Raw genomic sequence first — 18,346 nt, forward strand, 5'->3', positions numbered from 1 at the left:
TATTGTTGCAAATCCTGTTCAATGAAATCTGGACCCGAAACCCCCGCCAATGGCCTTTCGCCCGATGACGAGCGCATGCTGCGTGATGGGGCGAAGGCGGTGCGCGAAGCCCTGTCGGAAAGTCGCTCCGACAAGCTGGGTCGCCTGTTCGATTACCTGCTGGAAAAAACCCTTGCCGGCGAATCGCCCAGCGAACAGCAGATCAGTACCGAAGCCTTTGCCGCCTATGGCAACTCGGTCGGCAAGGACCCGAAAGTACGCGTCTATATCCATCGCCTGCGCAAGTTGCTCGACACCGTTTTTGCCGATCCGTCTTCGCCCCGGTTGAGCATTCCGGTCGGCGAATACCGGCTAAAGGTGGAAAGCGCCGTTGGCGAGCAAGAGGCGGAGATGGACGAGCCCGACAATATCGAAAAACCGGCTCCTCCCGAGAAGCTCGAATGGACGCGCCTCGCGCCAGCCGCGCTGCTGGTCGCGGTTATCCTCGTCCTGGGTGCCCTTGTCCTGATGCGCGACCGGGCGCCGCTGGCGGATACGGCCCTGTGGCAGCCGGTGGCGGAAACCGGCCGTCCCCTTACTGTCGTCATGGGGGACTATTACGCATTCAGTCGGCTCGACCGCCCGGCGATTGATCCGGACCAAGGCCCTCGGTTCGTCTGGGACAGGGCGGTGCCGACACGCGAAGACCTGACGATCCTGGAAATGCTGGAGCCTGACGGCGCCGAGAACCTCGTCGATTACAACCAGCATTTCGTGACCGGCGGGACGATCGAGGCGATATCCACGGTCCGGGTGGCGCTGTCCCGTCTGCCGGGTGCGGGACGCCGGCAGGTCCGGTTGATCTCCTTCTCCCAGCTGACGCCCGAACGGCTCGTTTCTGACGATATCGTGTTCGTCGGCCAATTCGGCGGCATCGGTCGGTTGATCCGCGAGCCCCTGCTACAGGCAACCGGCCTCGACTTCGGACCTGACCTCGAAGGACTGGTCGATCGCGAAAGCGGCGAAACCTTCATGGCCGACAACATGAACCTGACCGACGAACGCACGCCGCGACGGGACTTTGCCTATATCGCGAGCCTGTCGGGCCCTGCCGGCAACCGTATTATGGTGATCGCGGGGCTGGGCGACGCAGGCGTGAAGCGGGCGGCGCAGCTGGTCAACGACCGCGAACAACTGGACCGCCTGCGACAGGGTGCGGAGACTTCCGACGACGGCTTCGAAGCGCTGTTCAGGGTTCGAACGCTTGGTAACGTCGATGTCGGGGCATCGCTGATCTTCTCCCGGTCGCTGCGGGTAGAGGATATCTGGGACAATTCGGGCGAGGTTCCGGTTTACCGTCCGATCGATCCCGAACCCCGGACGTAACATCCTCTTGTGCAGCCGGACTGTCCGTCGATGCGCTCAGATTGTCCGGTTGCGCAATGGCTGGGTAAAGCGCGGCAGGGCACACCCTTCGTCGTGACCAGAAACCTTGCTCTATGTTCGCCCCTGATCCTCGCCGCGCTGGCTCTCTCGCCCGTTGAGGCGAGGGCCGATGCCATTCAGGATATAGCCAACGCCGAACTGGACCGTAGCGGCGCGCCGGGCATGGCGCTGGCCGTGGTGCAGGATGGGCGGGTCGTTCGTGTGGAGGCCTTCGGCGAAGCGGACATCGAACACGGGGTGAAGGTTCACCCGGATACGATGTTCAAGACCGGCGCGACCGGCATGCCGTTCACCGCCGCCCTGATGATGCTTCTGGTCGAAGATGGGCAGATAGCTCTCGACAATCCGGTGAGCGCATATCTGCCGGGCACACCGGACAAATGGAGCGGCGTTACGATCCGGCACCTGATCGAAAACACCTCTGGCCTGCCTGCGACGCCGAATGGCGATTTCCTTGCCGAATATACGCGGCAGGAGATGCTGGCCATCATCGCCGCGCAGGACATCAATTTCGCGCCCGGCACGCGCTATCGCTTCAGCTATGCGAACTACGTCGTGCTGGGCATGGTGATCGAGGAAGTGACCGGCGTTCCGTGGAGCGAATTTGCCCGCCAAAGGCTGTTCGGGCCGCTGGGCATGACGACGGCCAGGGGTATCGACGAACTGGCGATCATTCCCAACCGCGCGAAAGGCTATGAAGTGCGGGACGGCGAACTGCGCAATGCGGAATGGATCTCGGCCGCAGCAAATTCCACGGCCGACGGATCGCTGTACCTCTCCGCACTGGATTTCGCCGCATGGGGGCAGGCCCTGTCGCGCAGGTTGCTGCTGCGAGAAACGTCGTGGGAAGAGCTCGATCATGCGATCGCCCTTCGCGGCGGAGCCACGTGCGCGGCAGCGCCCGGTTGGTTCATGGAAGGTACGGGCAATGACCTTGCCCGGTGGCAAGCGGGCGTCTGGCAAGGCTTCAGGACTTATGCGCTGAACTATCCGGGGCGCGACATCTCTGTCTTTGTGCTCGCGAACGGAGAGGCGGCGAACGCGAAGGACGTGGCGCGCCGCGTTGGTCGCACGCTTGATGCTGGCCTTCCGCTTGTCCCCGCGCGCCCTGCCGAAAGCAAGCCTTCCGCGGCGACGCGGCACGCCATGCAACTGGTCGATGAAATGATCGCCGGAAAGGCGCAGCGGTCCGACTATGCCGACTTTGCCGATCTCGACTTCCGCGAACTGACCGAGTTTCTGGGCGGCATGCTGGCCGCGCTTGGCCCGGTGCAGTCTTTCGCGCTCTACGAGAAGCGAGAGGATTGCAGCGAGACTTTATTCCGGATCCGCACGCAGCATGCCGACGGCAATGCGGAAATCCGCATGGGCCTGGATAAGCAGCAGAGGATCACTTCGCTCGACGTCGTGCCGATCGGGACGATGGACGAGCCGCTCTGACGGTCAGGCGCAGACTTTGTCCGGCGCAATTCGTTCGCGAATGTCGTCGGGCCATGGCACCGACTTGCGTTCTGCGAGGTCCATGCAGACCAGCTTGCCGACGATCCTGATCCGGTCTTCGCCATTTCCGCTGAACGTCGCGTGATAGGTGCAACTGGACCGGCCGACCGCCACCGGTTCGATCCGTATCACCAGATCGTCTCCCAGCATGGACGGGGCGAGGAATTCGACTTCGAGGTGGACTGTCGGCACGCCGATCCCGCGATCGAGGTGCATGACGCGAAAATTGCATCCCACACCTTGCGCGAACCAGTCCTCGACCGCGGCATTGAGCAGCTCGAAATAGCGCGGATAGAATACGATACCGGCGGCATCGACATGGGCGAAGCGCACCTGCGTCGTCGTCTCGAAGGCCATTACCGCTGATTCCCCGACATCGTGGTCCGCAAATCTCCCAGCGAGGAGACAAGAAGAACCTTCTGCTCTTCCGGTACGCCGTCCAGAAGTTCGCCAACCCACGAGTAATGCGCCTCGGCGAGTTCGAGGAACCGCTTTCGGCCATCCGGCGTAAGGGTGATGATGGCCGAACGGCGGTCGGTCGGATTGACGTTGGACATAACGTCGCCGCGTTCCTGCAGCTGGCGCACGACCACGGTGACGTTCCCGTTGGAAACGAGCAGCGCCTTGGATAATTCGCTCATCCTCAGACCGCCCGGTGCCGCATATAGCGCCGCCAGCACGTCGAAGCGGGGAAGGGTCGTCTGGAAATCATCCTCGAACCGCCGGCGCAGCAGCTTTTCGCCCATCTTGGCGCAGGCCAGAAGCCTGACCCAAAGGCGAAGATCGACCGATCCCGCGCCTGCCGGCAATCTGGCCGCAGCTTCGGATTGCGATACTGGACTTGCGGCGTCGTTGCTCATCTTGTTTTCACTTGCTTGTCATTCAATTCAAACCGGATGCGGGCCTTCGACCCGCCGGACGCGAAAGTCCAATATCTTTTAAGCTTAAAACAAAATCCACTGCGCGCCAAGTATCCATTTGTCATGACGATCCCTAGGGCAGGGGCCAGACGCCGATCAGTTCTCTTGTCACCGGGCGGCCCGGGCTGGAGGTGACCGTAAACAGCGCCTCGAACATTCTGGCGCTGCCCAGTTCCTTTTTTAGTTCAACCAGGGCCAGCGGGTCGCCTAGCAAATCTGCCATGGCCGTAGTGCCCAGATCGCCCAGTCCGGCAAGCGCGATCACGCGCTTTCCGCCCGGACCATTGCGGACGGCGAGATAGCCGATATCGGTGGTGCCGCGTTTCGGATTTTCCGCGAATACGTCGGCGCGAAAAACTGTCCCGTCCGCCCGGTCAGACAATTGATCGAAACGTGTCAGCACGAAACGCGACTGTGAAAAGACCGACGACTTCAACGGCCCCAGCTGTGACAACCGTCCGACGTAGATGATGTCATGCTGGCGCAAGTCATCTTCGCCGATTGCCGACACGGGCATCATGTCGATCTGTTGCAGGCCGCGGTCGGCCGTCATGGCTTCTTGGACGTTCCATGCCGCAAGAACCGAACCTGTCGGCGAGAAGCGCAGGTCGAAATCGTAAAGGCGATAGAAGTCTTCGGGGTGATCCTTGATATATTCACCCAAGGCGGCGCGGCTGGAGATCGAGGGGTCGACGATCATCCTTTCGACCCTGGTCTGATCTTCGGTTTCCGCCACGAACAGGCTGTCACCCACGGCAAGCACCGGTTCGACCAGCGATGCACCCGTGCCAAAAAGGGTATGACGCTCTGCCATCGTCGCATTGGGCCTTGCCGCATCGACCATCCAGAACTGGAACGCGGCAAACAGGAACCCGCCGAGTACGATCAGCAACAGACCGAGGCTGAGCGCCGGATTGGCAGTCAGGAGCCTGCGTACAAGGCCAAGGGCAGACGGATCCGGCTCGGGTTCGGGCACGTCCAGCAGGACGATGCGGTATTCCCCCTTCGGGATTGTCAGCCGCGGTCCGTGCGTTCCCGCATAGAACTGCTCCATCCTCTTGCGAAGCCGGTGGACGTATACCCTGACACCCGAATCGGATGTGCCGCTGCTGGTCGCGTCGGAGCCGAAGAATTCGAGAGCGATCTCCACTTCCTTGGGCGAACGCTGATCCTGCGACCGTTCAACCAGAAAATCGAAAAGCGCGACCTGATTGGAGGACCGGCCCTTCACCAGTTCTTCCCGGAACCGGGCCGTCTCGGACCGGAAATCGGTCGGGGCCGCCGTTTCTGCAGGTCCGGTCGTCATCGGCAATTCAATTCCGCTCCACTTCGAAGATGATGCGGTTCAACTCGCCCAGGGCGCTTGCATCTGACGGGGGTCGTCCGGTCCGCAGGAATGCACCCATGCTGCCAAAATGCAACACCGGGCGGCTGAAACATCGATCCGCTTGCATTTCCTTTAACCTTGAAATATCCAAATGCATAGATCGACCGGATTGGAAATCCCGTTCCCTGATCTTGCGGCATCCGCTGGCCGCAATTTGGGGAAGGGGCTGGACCCGGAAAATGGTCGGCTCTGGGTGTGAGTTTGTCAGATCTGGCGATGGCGAATGGCCAGTCGAACGGTCTGGCGTCGATGTCCTTCGAACGCTTCCAAATGGCGGTCGAGGGGTATGCGCTGGGCATGCAGCATGCAATGCGCGTCAAGAATTGGAGGGAATTCGAATGAACGTGAATCTGAAGCGAAACCGCGGTGCGTCCGCCTTGGGCAAGGCCATCCTGCTTGCCGGTTCGGCCACTCTGCTGGCGCCCGTTTCCGCGGCGGCGCAAGATGCTGCTGCCGGATCTTCGTCGCAGGCTTCCGGCGGCGACGTGAATTCGACTGAGATCGTCGTCACCGCGACCCGCAGGACCACACCGCTCAGCCGCACGCCGCTCAGCGTCACGGCCAAGGGCCAGGAAGAACTCGACGTTCAGGGCGTGCGTTCCATTGCCGACATCGCGTCGATCACGCCGGGCGTCAGCTTCGGGCAGAGCGCGATCGCATACGGCACGGGCCAGACCATCATCTCGATCCGCGGCGTCGATTCCCAGTCCGGTATTCCGACGACCGGCGTCTACATCGACAACACCCCGATCCAGACCCGCGTCGGGGTCAGCCCTTCGCTCGGCAATGCCTATCCGCAGATCTTCGACCTTGAACGCGTTGAAGTCCTGCGCGGCCCGCAGGGCACGCTGTTCGGCAGCGGATCGGTGGGCGGCGCCATCCGCTTCATCACGCCCGAGCCCAACTACGACGACGTCGAAATCTACAGCCGCGCGGAACTGGCCACGACGAAGCATGGTTCGGAAAGCTACGAGGCGGGCCTGGCTGGCGGTGCGCCGCTCGTCGAAGACAAGATCGGCATGCGCCTGAGCGTCTGGGGCCGCCATGACGGGGGCTATATCGACCGGCTCGATCCTTACACCGGAGAACTGGTGGAGAAGGATTCCGACTACACCAATTCGTTCTCGGCACGTCTCGCGCTCGGCTTCCGCCTTGGCGAGAACGTGACGCTGACGCCCTCGATCTATTACCAGCGCCAGTACATCAACGACGGCTCGCGCTTTGAGCTGGAAACGTCCGACATCAAGTCGGGCAACCTGCGTCAGGGCCTCAATCAGCGCAACGAGCCGCACCATGACCGGTTCGTCCTCCCCGCGCTGAAGGCGGAGCTTGAACTCGGCGGCGTCTCGATCACGTCGGAGACGTCGTACTTCGACCGTCGCACCGACACGATCAACGACGATACCTCGCTCAGCTATGTCTTTTCCGGTGGCCTGACCGGACGCCCGTTCCCGGCCGGTTTCGAGGATTACAGCCCGAGCACGCGGAGCGACACGAAGCAGGAACTGTTCACGCAGGAACTGCGGATGCAGGATAACGACGAGACCGATCGCCTAAGCTGGATCTTCGGCCTGTTCTATCAGAAGTCCAAGGTCTACGATCAGTTCCTGGCAAGCGATCCGCGTCTGCTCGACGTCCTGAACCTGTTCCAGGAAGCGGTTGGCGAGGCACCGTTCCCGAGCCTCACGGAATCGTTCTTCGGGACTGAGCTCTATCAGGGCCAGTACTCGGTCGCGACGCGCAACGAACACCGTGACCAGCAGTACGCTGCCTATGGCCAGGCAGATTACGAGATCATCGACGGGCTGAAGGCCACCGTCGGCCTGCGCTACACGATTGCCGATTACGAGTTCACCGGCTTCAACGCAGGGCCCGTACTGGCAACCGACGGCACCACCGATACCGCCGACACGACGTCGAAAACGCTCACCCCGAAGTTCGGCCTGTCCTATCAGGCGGACAGGAACAACCTGTTCTATGCCAGCGCCAGCAAGGGTGTGCGCGGGCCGGGCGTGTCGCCGCCGGTCGGTGCGAACTGCATCGACGATGCCGCTGCAATCGGCTTCGATCCTTTCGCGACGCTTGAAGTCGATCCCGATTCGATCTGGAGCTACGAAGTGGGCAGCAAGAACCGTCTGTTCGGCGGCAAGCTCGCCATCGACGCTTCGGCCTATCACATCGACTGGTCGAACGTGCAGACGCTGTTCGCCCTGCCGCAGTGCACGATCCAGACCGCTCTCAACCTGGGTGAAGCCAAGATCGACGGTTTCGATGTCGCCCTGTCGGCCCGCCCGGTCGACGGCCTGACGCTGGGCGCCGCGGTCGCTTATATCGACGCTCGCTATACTTCGGCGATCCCCGGGCCCGACGATACCGTCGTGCGCAAGTCGGGTGAGCCTTTCCCGCTGGTGTCGCCGTGGACGGTGCAGGCCAATGCCGAGTACCGGTACGATATGGCCGGCGGCGAAACCTATGCCCGCGCAGACTTCAGCTATTCTAGCAAGATCGACCAGCCCGTCGACGTCGATTCCCCGCTGGTCGACCCTACCTTGCCGCGTCCGCCGGCAACGTCGGTCCTCGATCTGCGCCTCGGCCATCGTTTCGTTGCCGGATCGGTGGACGTCGACGCCAGCCTGTTCATCAACAACGTGACGGACGAACGGCCCTTGCTGGCCCTGTTCCACGAAACGCCGGATTCGACGTTCTATCGGGCAGGCACGTTCCGCCCGCGCACGGTGGGTGTCACGCTGACCGTAACGCGCTGATTTTGACCGCGCGATACGCATGACGAACAATGGGCCCCGCAAGCATCCGTGCTTGCGGGGCTTTTTGTTTCTGTCGGCAAGGATCGTGGCCAAGTTTGCAACTTTTATGACCGCCCACGCAATCACCTGCATGAAAGTGCGCATTAGGCTGTAAGTCCAGAAATGCACTTTCGGGGTGCGACTAGACGGGAAGACACACATGGCAATCCGTATTCACGCGAAGGCCGCCATTCTGGCTGCTTCACTGGCCACTGCCATCTTGCCGACCGGCGCACTGGCTTCCGAAGTGCCGGAAGTCGGTGTTCCGAACGAATTGCCGGGCCCCGGCCCATATGTTTTCGTCACCGCCGAACAGCCGGAAATCACCGCGAGCGTGGTGGCCGAAGGGTTGGCCAATCTTTATGCGCTGGCGTTCATTCCCGGCGGCGACGCCCTGGTGGTGGAGCGCGGCCAGCGGGTGCGCGTGCTGCGCGGGGCGACCGGGCCCGATCCGGTTATCGACGAACAGGCCGTCGCCGGCGTGCCCGAATATGGCGATACGCCCGGCATCCATCCGTTCGATGTCCTTGGCATACAGGATATCGAGCCGGACCCGGATTTCGCGAAAAACGGCATAGTCTACCTCACCTACAACCGCCCGGTGGGTTTCGACGAGACGCGGGGCAGGATCACCGCCTCTTACGTCCTGGCGCGGGCGCGGCTTTCCGACATGAAACTGACCGGCCTGAAGGATCTGGTCGTCAGCGAACCCGAAGTCGCCATCGGCGGATCGCGCATCATCGTCGCCGGTGACGGAACGGTGTTCGCCGCGTTCGGGGGGCTTAGCGAAGGCGCGGTGGAAACTTCGCAGGATCTTGGCAAGATCTATGGCAAAGTGCTGCGGGTCCGGACCGACGGCAGCATTCCGGACGACAACCCGTTCGTCGGAAAAGAGGGCGCCCGCGCGGAAATCTGGACCTATGGCCACCGCGACCCGCTGGGGCTGGCGTTCGACCCCGCGTCAGGGCGCCTCGTCGCGTCCGAGCATGGACCGCAAGGCGGGGACGAGCTGAATGAGCTGCTGCCGGGACGAAACTACGGCTGGCCGCATTCGACATACGGGACCGAATATGTCGGGTCCGCGCTGCCGGCCAATCCCACCCTGCCGGAAACGCAGACCCCCTTGCAGATCTGGTCGCCCGGCATCGCGCCCAACGGCATCACGTTTTATACCGGCAGTGCCTTTCCGAACTGGAAGAACAACCTGTTCGTGACCAGCGCACGTCGCGGCCAGATCAACGGCACGGGTGCCTTGATCCGCGTCGCTTTCAACGAAAATCTGCAGGAAATGCGTCAGGAAATCCTGCTCGATCGGCTGCATCAGCGGTTCAAGGACGTGCAGCAGGGCCCCGATGGCCTGCTCTACGCCATTACCGACGAGGCCAATTCGCGGGTCATCCGCATTTCTCCGGGATCGGTGGTGGCGCAGGCCGACGGACCGCAAGACGACTAGGACAGGGCGAAGAGCACATGCGAACAACCGGCCGATCGTTGGCATTGGTCATGGCCGTGACATGCCTTGCCAATGCGGCGCATGGCGAGGTGCCGAACAAGCCCTCTGTATTGCCCGTGCCTCCCTCTGCGAAGGAACCCCTGTCCTCCGCGTACCGGGAGGGGACGGAATATATCGACCTCGACGCGGCAGGTTATGTCGAGGAAGAATACTACATGTTCGGCGCGGCGCCCGCGATCACGGCGGCTGGAGAAATCTTGTTCGATGCGCCGTACACGACGCGCATTCTGGTGCGCAAACCCACCGATCCCGCCCAGTTCAACGGCACCGTCATCATCGAACCGTTCACCTGGTTCGGAGAGCGCGGCGCAGGATGGATCCTGACGCGCGACTACCTGGTCCGCGAAGGTTATGCCTATGCCGGCTATACGGTGAACATCAACAAGCCGGAACCCGACCCCAAGTTCCCCGACGACTGGCCGACCGAGGATGCGGCCCGCTATCTCGGCATCGTCAATTTCGAATTCATGCGCGACTATGACTATGCGCGCTATGCGCCGCTTGGGTTCTATTTCGACCCGGCCCGGTTCGAACGGGGCGGATCGGTCGATCCCTTCGTCCCGCAATCGCAAGGCGTGGGTGCGCAGCTGGCGCTCCTGCTCAAGAGTAACCTGCCGAACGGCCCTCTGGCGGGGCTTGATGTGGAGCGGGTCTATGTCAACAGCTGGGCCGTGACCGCGCAGGTCTGGATGGATTATGTCGACCAGGGCCGCCACCAGCAGTGGCGCATGCCGGACGGCCGCCCGCTGATCGATGCCTATATGACCGGGCGCATGGCGCATGGCGAAGTGGGTGGAGATATCGTTCGGATACCCCGCAAGATGCCGAAGGACGCGCCTTTCGTGACCATCTTCACGCAGTCCGAACTGACCCATGACGTGATGAACGAAATCCCGGCGCCACAGGACAGCGACGATCCCCGGCTGCGGTTCTACGAAATTCCCGGAACGCCGCATCTGCGACTTGCGGACGTGGGCACGGGCGAGATCGAGCCCACGGCCGAAGATGTCGGGCGCGGCGACGATCCGGATTGCACGACGCTTCAGGACGAGCCGGTCGAAATGGTGGCGTCTGCGCTTCTGGATTCGATGGACCGCTGGGTTCGCAGCGACACGCCGATGCCGCGGGCAAAGCGCGTCTTGCGAAACGGCGATACGCCGGTGCGGGACAGGACCACGGGCAATCTGGTGGGCGGGGTGCGCACGCCCTGGATCGCGGTGCCTTCGGCTGTCTACAAGGTGGAGCAGGAAACCCGCTGCGGCATCGTGATGGATACCAAGGTCCCCTACTCTGCCGACAAGCTGCGCCAGATGTACGGCACTTATGCCAACTACGTGAAGCGTTACGAGGCAGCCAAGGCCCGCGCCATCGAGGACGGTTACCTGCTTGCTGCCGACGCGGCGAAGCTTGAACCCGTCGCCACACCGGATGACTTCCGCATAGGCGAATGACATGGTCGCAGGGGAGGGCCGGGCGATTTCGTCCGGCCCTTTCGCGCGACCTTGCGCGGTTCTAGAGCCTTCGGCCGACTTTCCCGGCCTGCTGCTGCGTCGCGGCAAGCGCGGCGCGCACGCTGTCACGCGAACCGATCCGCTTCAGATAAGCCTCTAGCGATGGCCAGCGGCCCATCGGGATGGCGTGGACGTAACCCCACATCGCAATCGTGTAACAATGCGCATCGGCGATCGTGAAACGGTCGGCGACAAGATACGTCCGGTCGCACAGCTGGCTGTCGATCCACGACAGCATCTTGCAGACCCGGTCCACGGCAATCTCGCGGTAAGATGGCGGCGTCTGCGCCTTGAACAGCGGCATGAAACCGCCCTTGTGCAGATCGGCAGCGATGAAGCTGTTCCATTCGAGCACGCGCAGACGATCGATCGTGCCCGGTGCCGGCAGCAGCGCGCCAGTTCCGACGCTGTCCGCAAGGTACTGCATGATCACCGCGCCTTCGGTCAGGAACTGACCATCGGGCAATTCCAGCGTCGGCACGGTGCCCTTGGGATTGATCGCGTGATAGTCGACGCCGCCCGGCAGCGTCTTTGTCGCCATGTCGACCCATTGTAGGTCGAGCGGTATCGCCAGTTCGCGAGCGACGATGTCCACCGCCAGCGAGCAGCCGCGGATTTCGTGATAGAATTTCATGCGCGAATACCGTGTCCGCTACCTTGGCGGGATGGCTCCAAAAAACGGCCCCGGCAAAACGATCGTGCCGGGGCCAGTCGGCTAGGAGCTGTTAACCGCCGAAGGGCACTTTTACCGTGACACCATAGGTCGCCGGCGGGGCGTAGATCGAAGTCACGCCCAGGATGCCCAGGTTCAGCGCATAGGCGCGGTACGCCTTGTCGAACACGTTCCGGCCCCAGCCGGTCACGCTGATGCCCGTCTGGTCATGCGTGTAAGACAAGGAAGCATTGGTGACGTTGTGCGCTTTCTGCAGCGAGCCCAGGCCGTTGGTCACTTCCAGGTACTGATCGTCGTACCAGACGCCATCGACCTGTGCGGCGATGTTGCCGCTGGCAATGTCGACATTGTAACGCAGCAGGTAGTTCAGGCTGAACTTCGGCGCGTTGGGCAGTTCGGCCCCTTCGATGGTCTTTTGCGGAAAGTCGCAGCGGAACAGACCGCCAAGGTTGGTGCAGTATTGCGAATCCGGGGCGCCGGGAAACAGTTCGGGGCCGAACTGCACGTCGGTTGCCGGGATGCTGTCGACCGACGATGTCTCCCACGTCGCGCCAAGGACGGCATCGAACCGGTCCGACGGGGACCAGAACGCTTCCAGTTCCGCGCCGGTGGCATGGGCATCGCTGTTGAAGACATGCGGCACGCCGCCCGCCAGCGAAAAGGCCTGATAGTCGTCGTAGATATAGTGGAAGACCGTGCCGTTAAGGCGCAGCGTCCGGTCCATCAGGCTGGTCTTGAAACCGGCCTCGAAGCTGTTGAGCGTTTCGGGGTCGTGCCGGAAATCCTGCGGCGCGATGTTCGACGATAGCGACCAGTTGCCGCCCTTGATCCCACGGTTCCATGACGCGAAGAGCAGCGTATCGGGCGTCGCCTGGTAGTTCAGCGACACGCGCGCCGCCCAGTCGCCGTAGTGTTCTTCATTCACGCCGGGTGCGACGGCGACCAGGTCCTGGTCGGTGAACAGGACAATGGGGTCCGGTTGCGGCGCGAAAGTCGGATCGGACAGGACATTCACATAGTCGATCGACTTGTTGTCCTTCGAATAGCGGCCGCCCAGCGTCAGCGACAGCTGATCGGTCAGGTGGATGTCGCCCTGGGCGAAGATCGACCAGTTTTTCGACTTGATCTTGTAGAGCTGGTTCACGGTCGGCACCGAAAAGCCGCCGTTCCCCGCGATGGCCAGATCATAGATCGGCGCGCCGGTGACGGCGTGATTGCCGTCGTATTCCATGTTGAGATAATAGGCACCGACTTGCCAGTTCAGGGCATCGGTTTCACCGGCCAGTCGCAGTTCCTGTGAAAACTGGTTGAACGTCAGGTCCGTGTCCACGTTCACGATGACGAAGGGCAGGGCGTCGCCGTCCTCGATGTAGAACTTGTGCATCTCGAGGTAGTTGGTGATCGACGTGAGCTGCGCGCCGCCGAAGTCCCAGTCGAGCTGCGCCTGGTAGCTGTTCATGACACGGTCGAGACGGCCGGCGCGTTCGCCGAAATGCTCCCACGGCGACGCGGGATCGCCGGTAATGCCGTTGATGACGCCGTTCTGCGCATTGCTGACGCCGTCGGGGCCGGTGTCGCAAAATCCGTTGTCGAGATAGACGCAGTTTTCGAAGACATAACCGCCGGTATCGACCGAATTGTCTTCGGCATGCTTGTACCACAGGCTGAGCGTCACATCCGGCGACAGGTCCGCCTGGATGTTGAGGCGCGCTGACCAGCCGTCCTTGCCGCCAAGGTCCTGGCCGCTGCCGGGGATGACGCCAAAGCCCAGCGCCGTCGCGTCGGTGTCGCGCGACTTGATGTAACCGTCGGCTTTTTCGATCCGGGCGGCGGCGCGGAACCGCAGGCCTTCTGTCATCTGTCCGCCGATGGCCCCTTCGAGCGAGCGGTCGTTGAAGCGGCCATATTCGCCCTTGGCATAGCCGTTGAAGTAGTCCGCGCTCGCATCCTCGCTCAGATAGTGGATGAGACCGCCGGTGGCATTACGGCCGAACAGGGTGCCTTGCGGCCCGCGCAGCACTTCGACCCGCTTGATGTCGAACAGCTGGCCCGAAATCGCGTTCATCGAGCCGATGTAGGCGTTGTCCTGATAGACCGCGACGGGCGCTTCGAGGTTGTCGGTGAAGTTGTTCTGCGAAATGCCGCGCAGGCTGAAGATCGTCAGGTTGGGCGACCATGCGTTCACGCGAAGGGCCGGGATCTGCTGCGTCACCTGTGTCGTGTCGGTGATGCCCAGCCGGGCGACCTGCTCTCCGGAAAATGCGCTGACGGAGATCGGCACCTTTTGCAGGTTCTCGCTGCGCTTGTTCGCGGTGACGATGATGGTGTCGGCGATGCCGCCGGTCTGGGGTGTTTGAGCATCGTCGCCCGACCCTGCGTCTTGGGCCTGGGCCAGCATCGGTGTCGCGCCCGCGATGCAGGCCGTGAACAGCAGTACTCGTTTCACACTACGCATACTCATGTGTCTTCCCCTGTTACCCGGCGATCATGACCCTTGGTCGCTTGCGCCAGCATCTTCGTTATCTTGACAGTTAACCTGTATCGGCATGCAGTGTTGCAAAAAATAAACAGTAAAGCTAGCGGGAAAGAGCGTCGCGCAGGTGAAATCGGACAGTGAGAGTTATTATAATAAGACACTGTTATATAACGGTAAAATGAGAGGAAAGCCAAAAGCTCAACTGTTGCAAAATTGCAATAATGGACATTATTTTGATATTTGAATACTAATTTAGAAACGCAATCGGGCGGATATGCATACGCGATTCGCCGAAAACGTCCGGAGAGAATTATATGGTCGCCGTCGCCAAAGCCCCGCGTGGAAATGATGCCGCCGGTGTCCCCGATCCGTCGGTCCTTATCGAAAGGGCGCGCCAGATGGTGCCAGACCTGATCGCGCGGGAAGCAGAGGCCATCCGCAATCGCCGCGTGCCCGACGAAACGATCGCCGATTTCAAGCGCGCAGGCTTTTTCAAGGTGCTGCAGCCCAGGCGCTATGGCGGGTACGCGATGTCGCCCGCGGTCTATTGCGAAATTGCCAAGACGCTGGCCGAAGGCTGCATGGGTAGTGCGTGGGTCTACGGCGTAGTCGCGGTCCACAACTGGCAATTGCCGCTTTTCCATCCGCAGGCCGCAGAGGATGTCTGGTGCGATGACCCCGGCACGCTGATCAGTTCATCCTATATGCCTACCGGCAAGGCCATCAGGGTCGACGGCGGTTACCGGTTCAGCGGGCGCTGGGCCTTCTCCAGCGGGTCGGAGCATTGCGACTGGGTCATCCTGGGTGCCAACATGGTGGCAGAGGACGGCGACGGAAAGCCGGAACCCTACAACTTCCTGCTGCCGCGCAGCGATTATGCGATCATCGATACCTGGGACACGATGGGGCTGCGGCCGACGGGCAGTAACGACATCGTTGTCGAGGATGTCTTCGTGCCCGACCACCGCGTCCTGCGCGAAAGGGCCATGTTCGAGATCGACTGCCCCGGGCATGTTTCCAATGATGCGCCGCTGTACCGCATTCCTTTTGCGCAAGTCTTCAATCGCACGGTGTCGACCACCTCCATCGGCGCGCTGCGGCGTGCATTGCAGGTCTTCATCGACACGACGCGCGAGAAGCGCACGACTTACACCGGGCAGAAGCTGGCGGGCGATCCGACGATACAGAAGGCCGTCGCCGACGTCATGCTGATCATCAACGATCTTGAGCTTCGGCTCGCCAGCGACCTCGCTGAACTCGATCGGCGGGCCCAGAGCGGGGACTGGCCGATCGAGAGGCGTGCCCAGCTCGGCCATCACACGACCGCGATGGTTTCACGCTGTGTCGAGGCGATCGACGCGCTCATGCTCTTTTCGGGCGGCAAGGCGATCTATTCGGGCAATGTGATCCAGCGGGCCTTTCTCGACATCCATTGTGCCCGCGCGCACGTCGCCAACAATCCGTTCCCCTATGCGCGCAACGTTGGCGCCATGGCGTTCGGCATGGAAAACGACTGCATGGATCTTTGAGGTAGGTCTCGGCCTGCCGGTTGTGGTGCCGGTCAGATGGCCGAGGCAAGGCCCAGGGCGCCGCCCTGGTCCGCCTCGCCTTCGACCTGCATCTCGTCGCGGACGAAGTCGACGAAGGCGCGAACCTTGGACAGCGCGTAATTGCCGCGCGGGAAGATGATGTGCAGCGGGAAGCTCTGCTTCACGATATCCTCAAGGATCGGCTCCAGCCGCTTCTTCGCGATGTCGTCTTCCACCAGGAAGCGCGGAAGGTAGCTGATGCCCAGCCCCTCCAGCGTGGCTTCGCGCGCCATGCGGACCGAGTTGCTGGTCAGCGGGCCGCGATTGACGGCAACGGCGATGCCGTCGGCCAATCGCCATTCGCCGACCTTGGACAAGTGCGTTTCGACGATACAGGTGTGTTCCTTCAGGTCGCCGGGCGCGGTCGGCCTGCCTGCCTTGTCCAGGTAATCGGGCGAGGCGACCAGCACCATCGGATAGTCGCGCAGGCGAACTGCCTCCAGCCCGGCATCGAAAGTGTCGCCCATCCAGAAGGCGACGTCGAACCGCCCCTTGAGCATGTCGACCTTGCTGTCCGACAGGTTTAGGAACAGCCGGACTTCTGAATATTCGCGAAGGAATCGCGGGATGATCGAAGTCAGGTCGAACAGCGAGGACACGACCGGCGCGTTGACCCTCAGCTCTCCGCGCGGTTTCGACACCATGCCGGTGATGATCTGGTTGGCCTCGTTGACCTCGTCGACGATCCTTGCGCAGCGCGCATACATTTCGCGCCCGGCGGGGGTAAGGGCGATGGAACGGGTCGTTCGATCGAGCAGGCGGACCCCGGTGCTCTGCTCCAGTTTCGCGATCTGCCTGCTTACCGCCGCTTTAGAATAGCCGAGTAGCTTGGCCGCGCTCGAGAACCCGCCGGTGCTGACGACGGCGGCGAACGAGATCATCGCCATCACATTGCCCAGATCTGCCCTGTCTTCCATGGCAAATCCCTGTTTCACTGACCGGGATTAGTCAACACATCCCGTTAGGCTGTCCCACGCATAATTGTTGCGTTTGGGTAAAAATACTCCGATTTATGGATTTACTGTTGCTAATTTGGCATGTTTGCGCGACGAAGGCGGCAAGACATATGATGACCGCGAGTCAGACCGCGGCGACCAAGGAGAAAAATCATGGCCACACAGCGTTCTGAACCAGCCCTGCGCGATGAGCGTAGCCAGTTCCATCCATTCACGTCGATCAACGACATGAAGGCCGAAGGGCCGATGCTGATGGAATCGGGATCGGGTGTCCGCGTCCGCGACCTCAACGGCAAGGAATACCTCGACGGCATGGCCGGGCTGTGGTGCGTCAACCTGGGCTATGGCCGCAAGGAAATCACCGACGCCATCGCGCGGCAGAGCGAGAAGTTTTCATTCTTCCACACGTTCAACAACATGAGCGTGGACGTCGTGGGCGAATGCGCCGAGGAACTGCTGAAGCGCGCGCCCGTGCCGATGTCGCGCGTGTTCTTTGGTACTTCGGGCAGCGATGCCAACGAAACGCAGCTCAAGATCATCTGGGTCTACAACAACCTGCGCGGCAAGCCCGAGAAGAAGAAGATCATCGCGCGCTGGAACGCCTATCACGGCTCTGGCGTCGCCACCGCCAGCCTGACGGGCCTGCCCGGCATGCACAAGTTGTTCGACCTGCCCAAGGGTCCGATCCTGCACGTCGGCGCGCCGCACTACTATCGCAATGCGCCCGAAGGCATGTCCGAACGGGATTTCTCGCGCCAGCTGGCGAAGGAACTGGAAGAAACGATCGAGCGTGAAGGCGCCGACACGATCGCCGCGTTCTTCGCCGAAGCGGTCATGGGCGCAGGCGGCCTGATCCCGCCGCCCGAAGGCTATTTCGAAGAGATCATGCCGATCCTCAAGAAGAACGACATCCTGCTCGTCGCCGATGAAGTGGTCTCCGGTTATGGCCGTCTCGGCACCTACTGGGGCTGCCAGTCCTACGGCTTCGAGCCCGATCTGATCACCTCGGCAAAGGGCGTGACTTCCGGCTATTTCCCGATGTCGGCCGTTTTCATCTCGCCCAAGGTCTGGGACGTGCTGGAAGGCGGCGCGGACGAAATCGGCGTGTTCGGCCATGGCTACACCTACTCCGGTCATCCGGTCGGGGCGGCTGCCGCGCTGGCGGCGCTCAAGCTCATCGACGAGCTGGAAATCGTCAAGAACGTGGCCGATGTCGGCCCCTATATGATGCAGGCCCTGAAAGACCGGCTTGGCCAGCATCCCCATGTCGGCGACATTCGCGGCAAGGGGCTGATGCTGGGCATCGAACTGATGCAGGACCGCGGCAAGAAGGAAATTTTCCCGATGCAGAACCGCACCGGGCGCCAAGTGTTCAAGGCCGCGGCGGAGCGGGGTCTTATCACCCGTGCGCTTGGCGACACGCTGGTCTTCGCGCCGCCGCTGGTGCTGACGAGGGGCGAGGCCGACGAGATCGTCGATAAGTTCGCGCTCTCGATTCAGGATGTCGTGGGCAGCTGAACGCCGACAACCACAATTGCTTGATGGCGCGTCGGGTGCAGGGAATGAATGTTATGGACGGTAACGAAGCCAAG

General features: G+C 61.9%; 13 protein-coding genes. 7 read left to right on the forward strand and 6 right to left on the reverse strand.

Features of this window, described 5'->3' with window-relative positions:
- Positions 1-21: 21 nt before the first annotated feature.
- Positions 22-1,365: a hypothetical protein gene (locus tag FAX90_RS10630; protein WP_144097334.1), complete on the forward strand. Its 1,344-nt coding sequence runs from the start codon at positions 22-24 to the stop codon at positions 1,363-1,365.
- A 93-nt stretch (positions 1,366-1,458) separates the two neighbouring features.
- Positions 1,459-2,865, forward strand: a complete 1,407-nt coding sequence (locus FAX90_RS10635) for a serine hydrolase domain-containing protein (protein ID WP_170234939.1) — start codon at positions 1,459-1,461, stop codon at positions 2,863-2,865.
- Positions 2,866-2,868: 3 nt separating this feature from the next.
- Here the strand turns inward: FAX90_RS10635 and FAX90_RS10640 are convergent, their stop codons facing one another.
- From FAX90_RS10640 to FAX90_RS10650, 3 genes are all read right to left on the reverse strand, one after another.
- Positions 2,869-3,282, reverse strand: coding sequence for an acyl-CoA thioesterase (locus FAX90_RS10640; protein WP_144097336.1), 414 nt, complete (start codon positions 3,280-3,282; stop codon positions 2,869-2,871).
- Positions 3,282-3,785 carry a MarR family winged helix-turn-helix transcriptional regulator gene (locus FAX90_RS10645; protein ID WP_144097337.1) on the reverse strand — a complete coding sequence of 168 codons (504 nt, stop codon included), beginning with the start codon at positions 3,783-3,785 and terminating at the stop codon, positions 3,282-3,284. Before FAX90_RS10645 ends, FAX90_RS10640 begins: the two co-directional genes overlap by 1 nt.
- 133 nt (positions 3,786-3,918) lie before the next feature.
- Positions 3,919-5,151, reverse strand: coding sequence for a hypothetical protein (locus FAX90_RS10650; protein WP_170234940.1), 1,233 nt, complete (start codon positions 5,149-5,151; stop codon positions 3,919-3,921).
- A 419-nt stretch (positions 5,152-5,570) separates the two neighbouring features.
- On the opposite strand from FAX90_RS10650, the gene FAX90_RS10655 reads away from it, so the two are divergent.
- The 3 genes from FAX90_RS10655 (at position 5,571) to FAX90_RS10665 (ending at position 11,000) form a co-directional block, all read left to right on the forward strand.
- Positions 5,571-7,997 (forward strand): TonB-dependent receptor, encoded by a 2,427-nt coding sequence (locus tag FAX90_RS10655; RefSeq protein ID WP_170234941.1) that lies wholly within the window; start codon positions 5,571-5,573, stop codon positions 7,995-7,997.
- Positions 7,998-8,196: 199 nt separating this feature from the next.
- Complete coding sequence (locus tag FAX90_RS10660; RefSeq protein ID WP_144097340.1) at positions 8,197-9,489, forward strand: PQQ-dependent sugar dehydrogenase; 1,293 nt, start codon at positions 8,197-8,199, stop codon at positions 9,487-9,489.
- A gap of 17 nt (positions 9,490-9,506) precedes the next feature.
- The gene (locus tag FAX90_RS10665; protein WP_240704850.1) at positions 9,507-11,000 is read left to right on the forward strand and encodes an alpha/beta hydrolase domain-containing protein; all 1,494 of its coding nucleotides are present in this window, start codon (positions 9,507-9,509) and stop codon (positions 10,998-11,000) included.
- Between the two features lie 61 nt (positions 11,001-11,061).
- Here the strand turns inward: FAX90_RS10665 and FAX90_RS10670 are convergent, their stop codons facing one another.
- On the reverse strand, positions 11,062-11,694 hold the full coding sequence (locus tag FAX90_RS10670; protein ID WP_144097341.1) for a glutathione binding-like protein: 633 nt from the start codon (positions 11,692-11,694) through the stop codon (positions 11,062-11,064).
- A gap of 91 nt (positions 11,695-11,785) precedes the next feature.
- On the reverse strand, positions 11,786-14,194 hold the full coding sequence (locus FAX90_RS10675; protein WP_240704851.1) for a TonB-dependent receptor: 2,409 nt from the start codon (positions 14,192-14,194) through the stop codon (positions 11,786-11,788).
- 329 nt (positions 14,195-14,523) lie between these two features.
- Between FAX90_RS10675 and FAX90_RS10680 the strand changes: the two genes are divergently transcribed.
- The gene (locus FAX90_RS10680; protein WP_144097342.1) at positions 14,524-15,738 is read left to right on the forward strand and encodes an acyl-CoA dehydrogenase family protein; all 1,215 of its coding nucleotides are present in this window, start codon (positions 14,524-14,526) and stop codon (positions 15,736-15,738) included.
- A gap of 32 nt (positions 15,739-15,770) precedes the next feature.
- Here FAX90_RS10680 and FAX90_RS10685 read toward each other — a convergent pair whose 3' ends face one another.
- On the reverse strand, positions 15,771-16,715 hold the full coding sequence (locus FAX90_RS10685; protein ID WP_240704852.1) for a LysR family transcriptional regulator: 945 nt from the start codon (positions 16,713-16,715) through the stop codon (positions 15,771-15,773).
- Between the two features lie 192 nt (positions 16,716-16,907).
- Between FAX90_RS10685 and FAX90_RS10690 the strand changes: the two genes are divergently transcribed.
- Positions 16,908-18,272: an aminotransferase gene (locus tag FAX90_RS10690; RefSeq protein WP_144097343.1), complete on the forward strand. Its 1,365-nt coding sequence runs from the start codon at positions 16,908-16,910 to the stop codon at positions 18,270-18,272.
- The last annotated feature ends 74 nt before the right edge of the window (positions 18,273-18,346 follow it).

This window comes from Croceicoccus sediminis (genome assembly GCF_007570835.1).
Lineage (GTDB): Bacteria > Pseudomonadota > Alphaproteobacteria > Sphingomonadales > Sphingomonadaceae > Croceicoccus > Croceicoccus sediminis.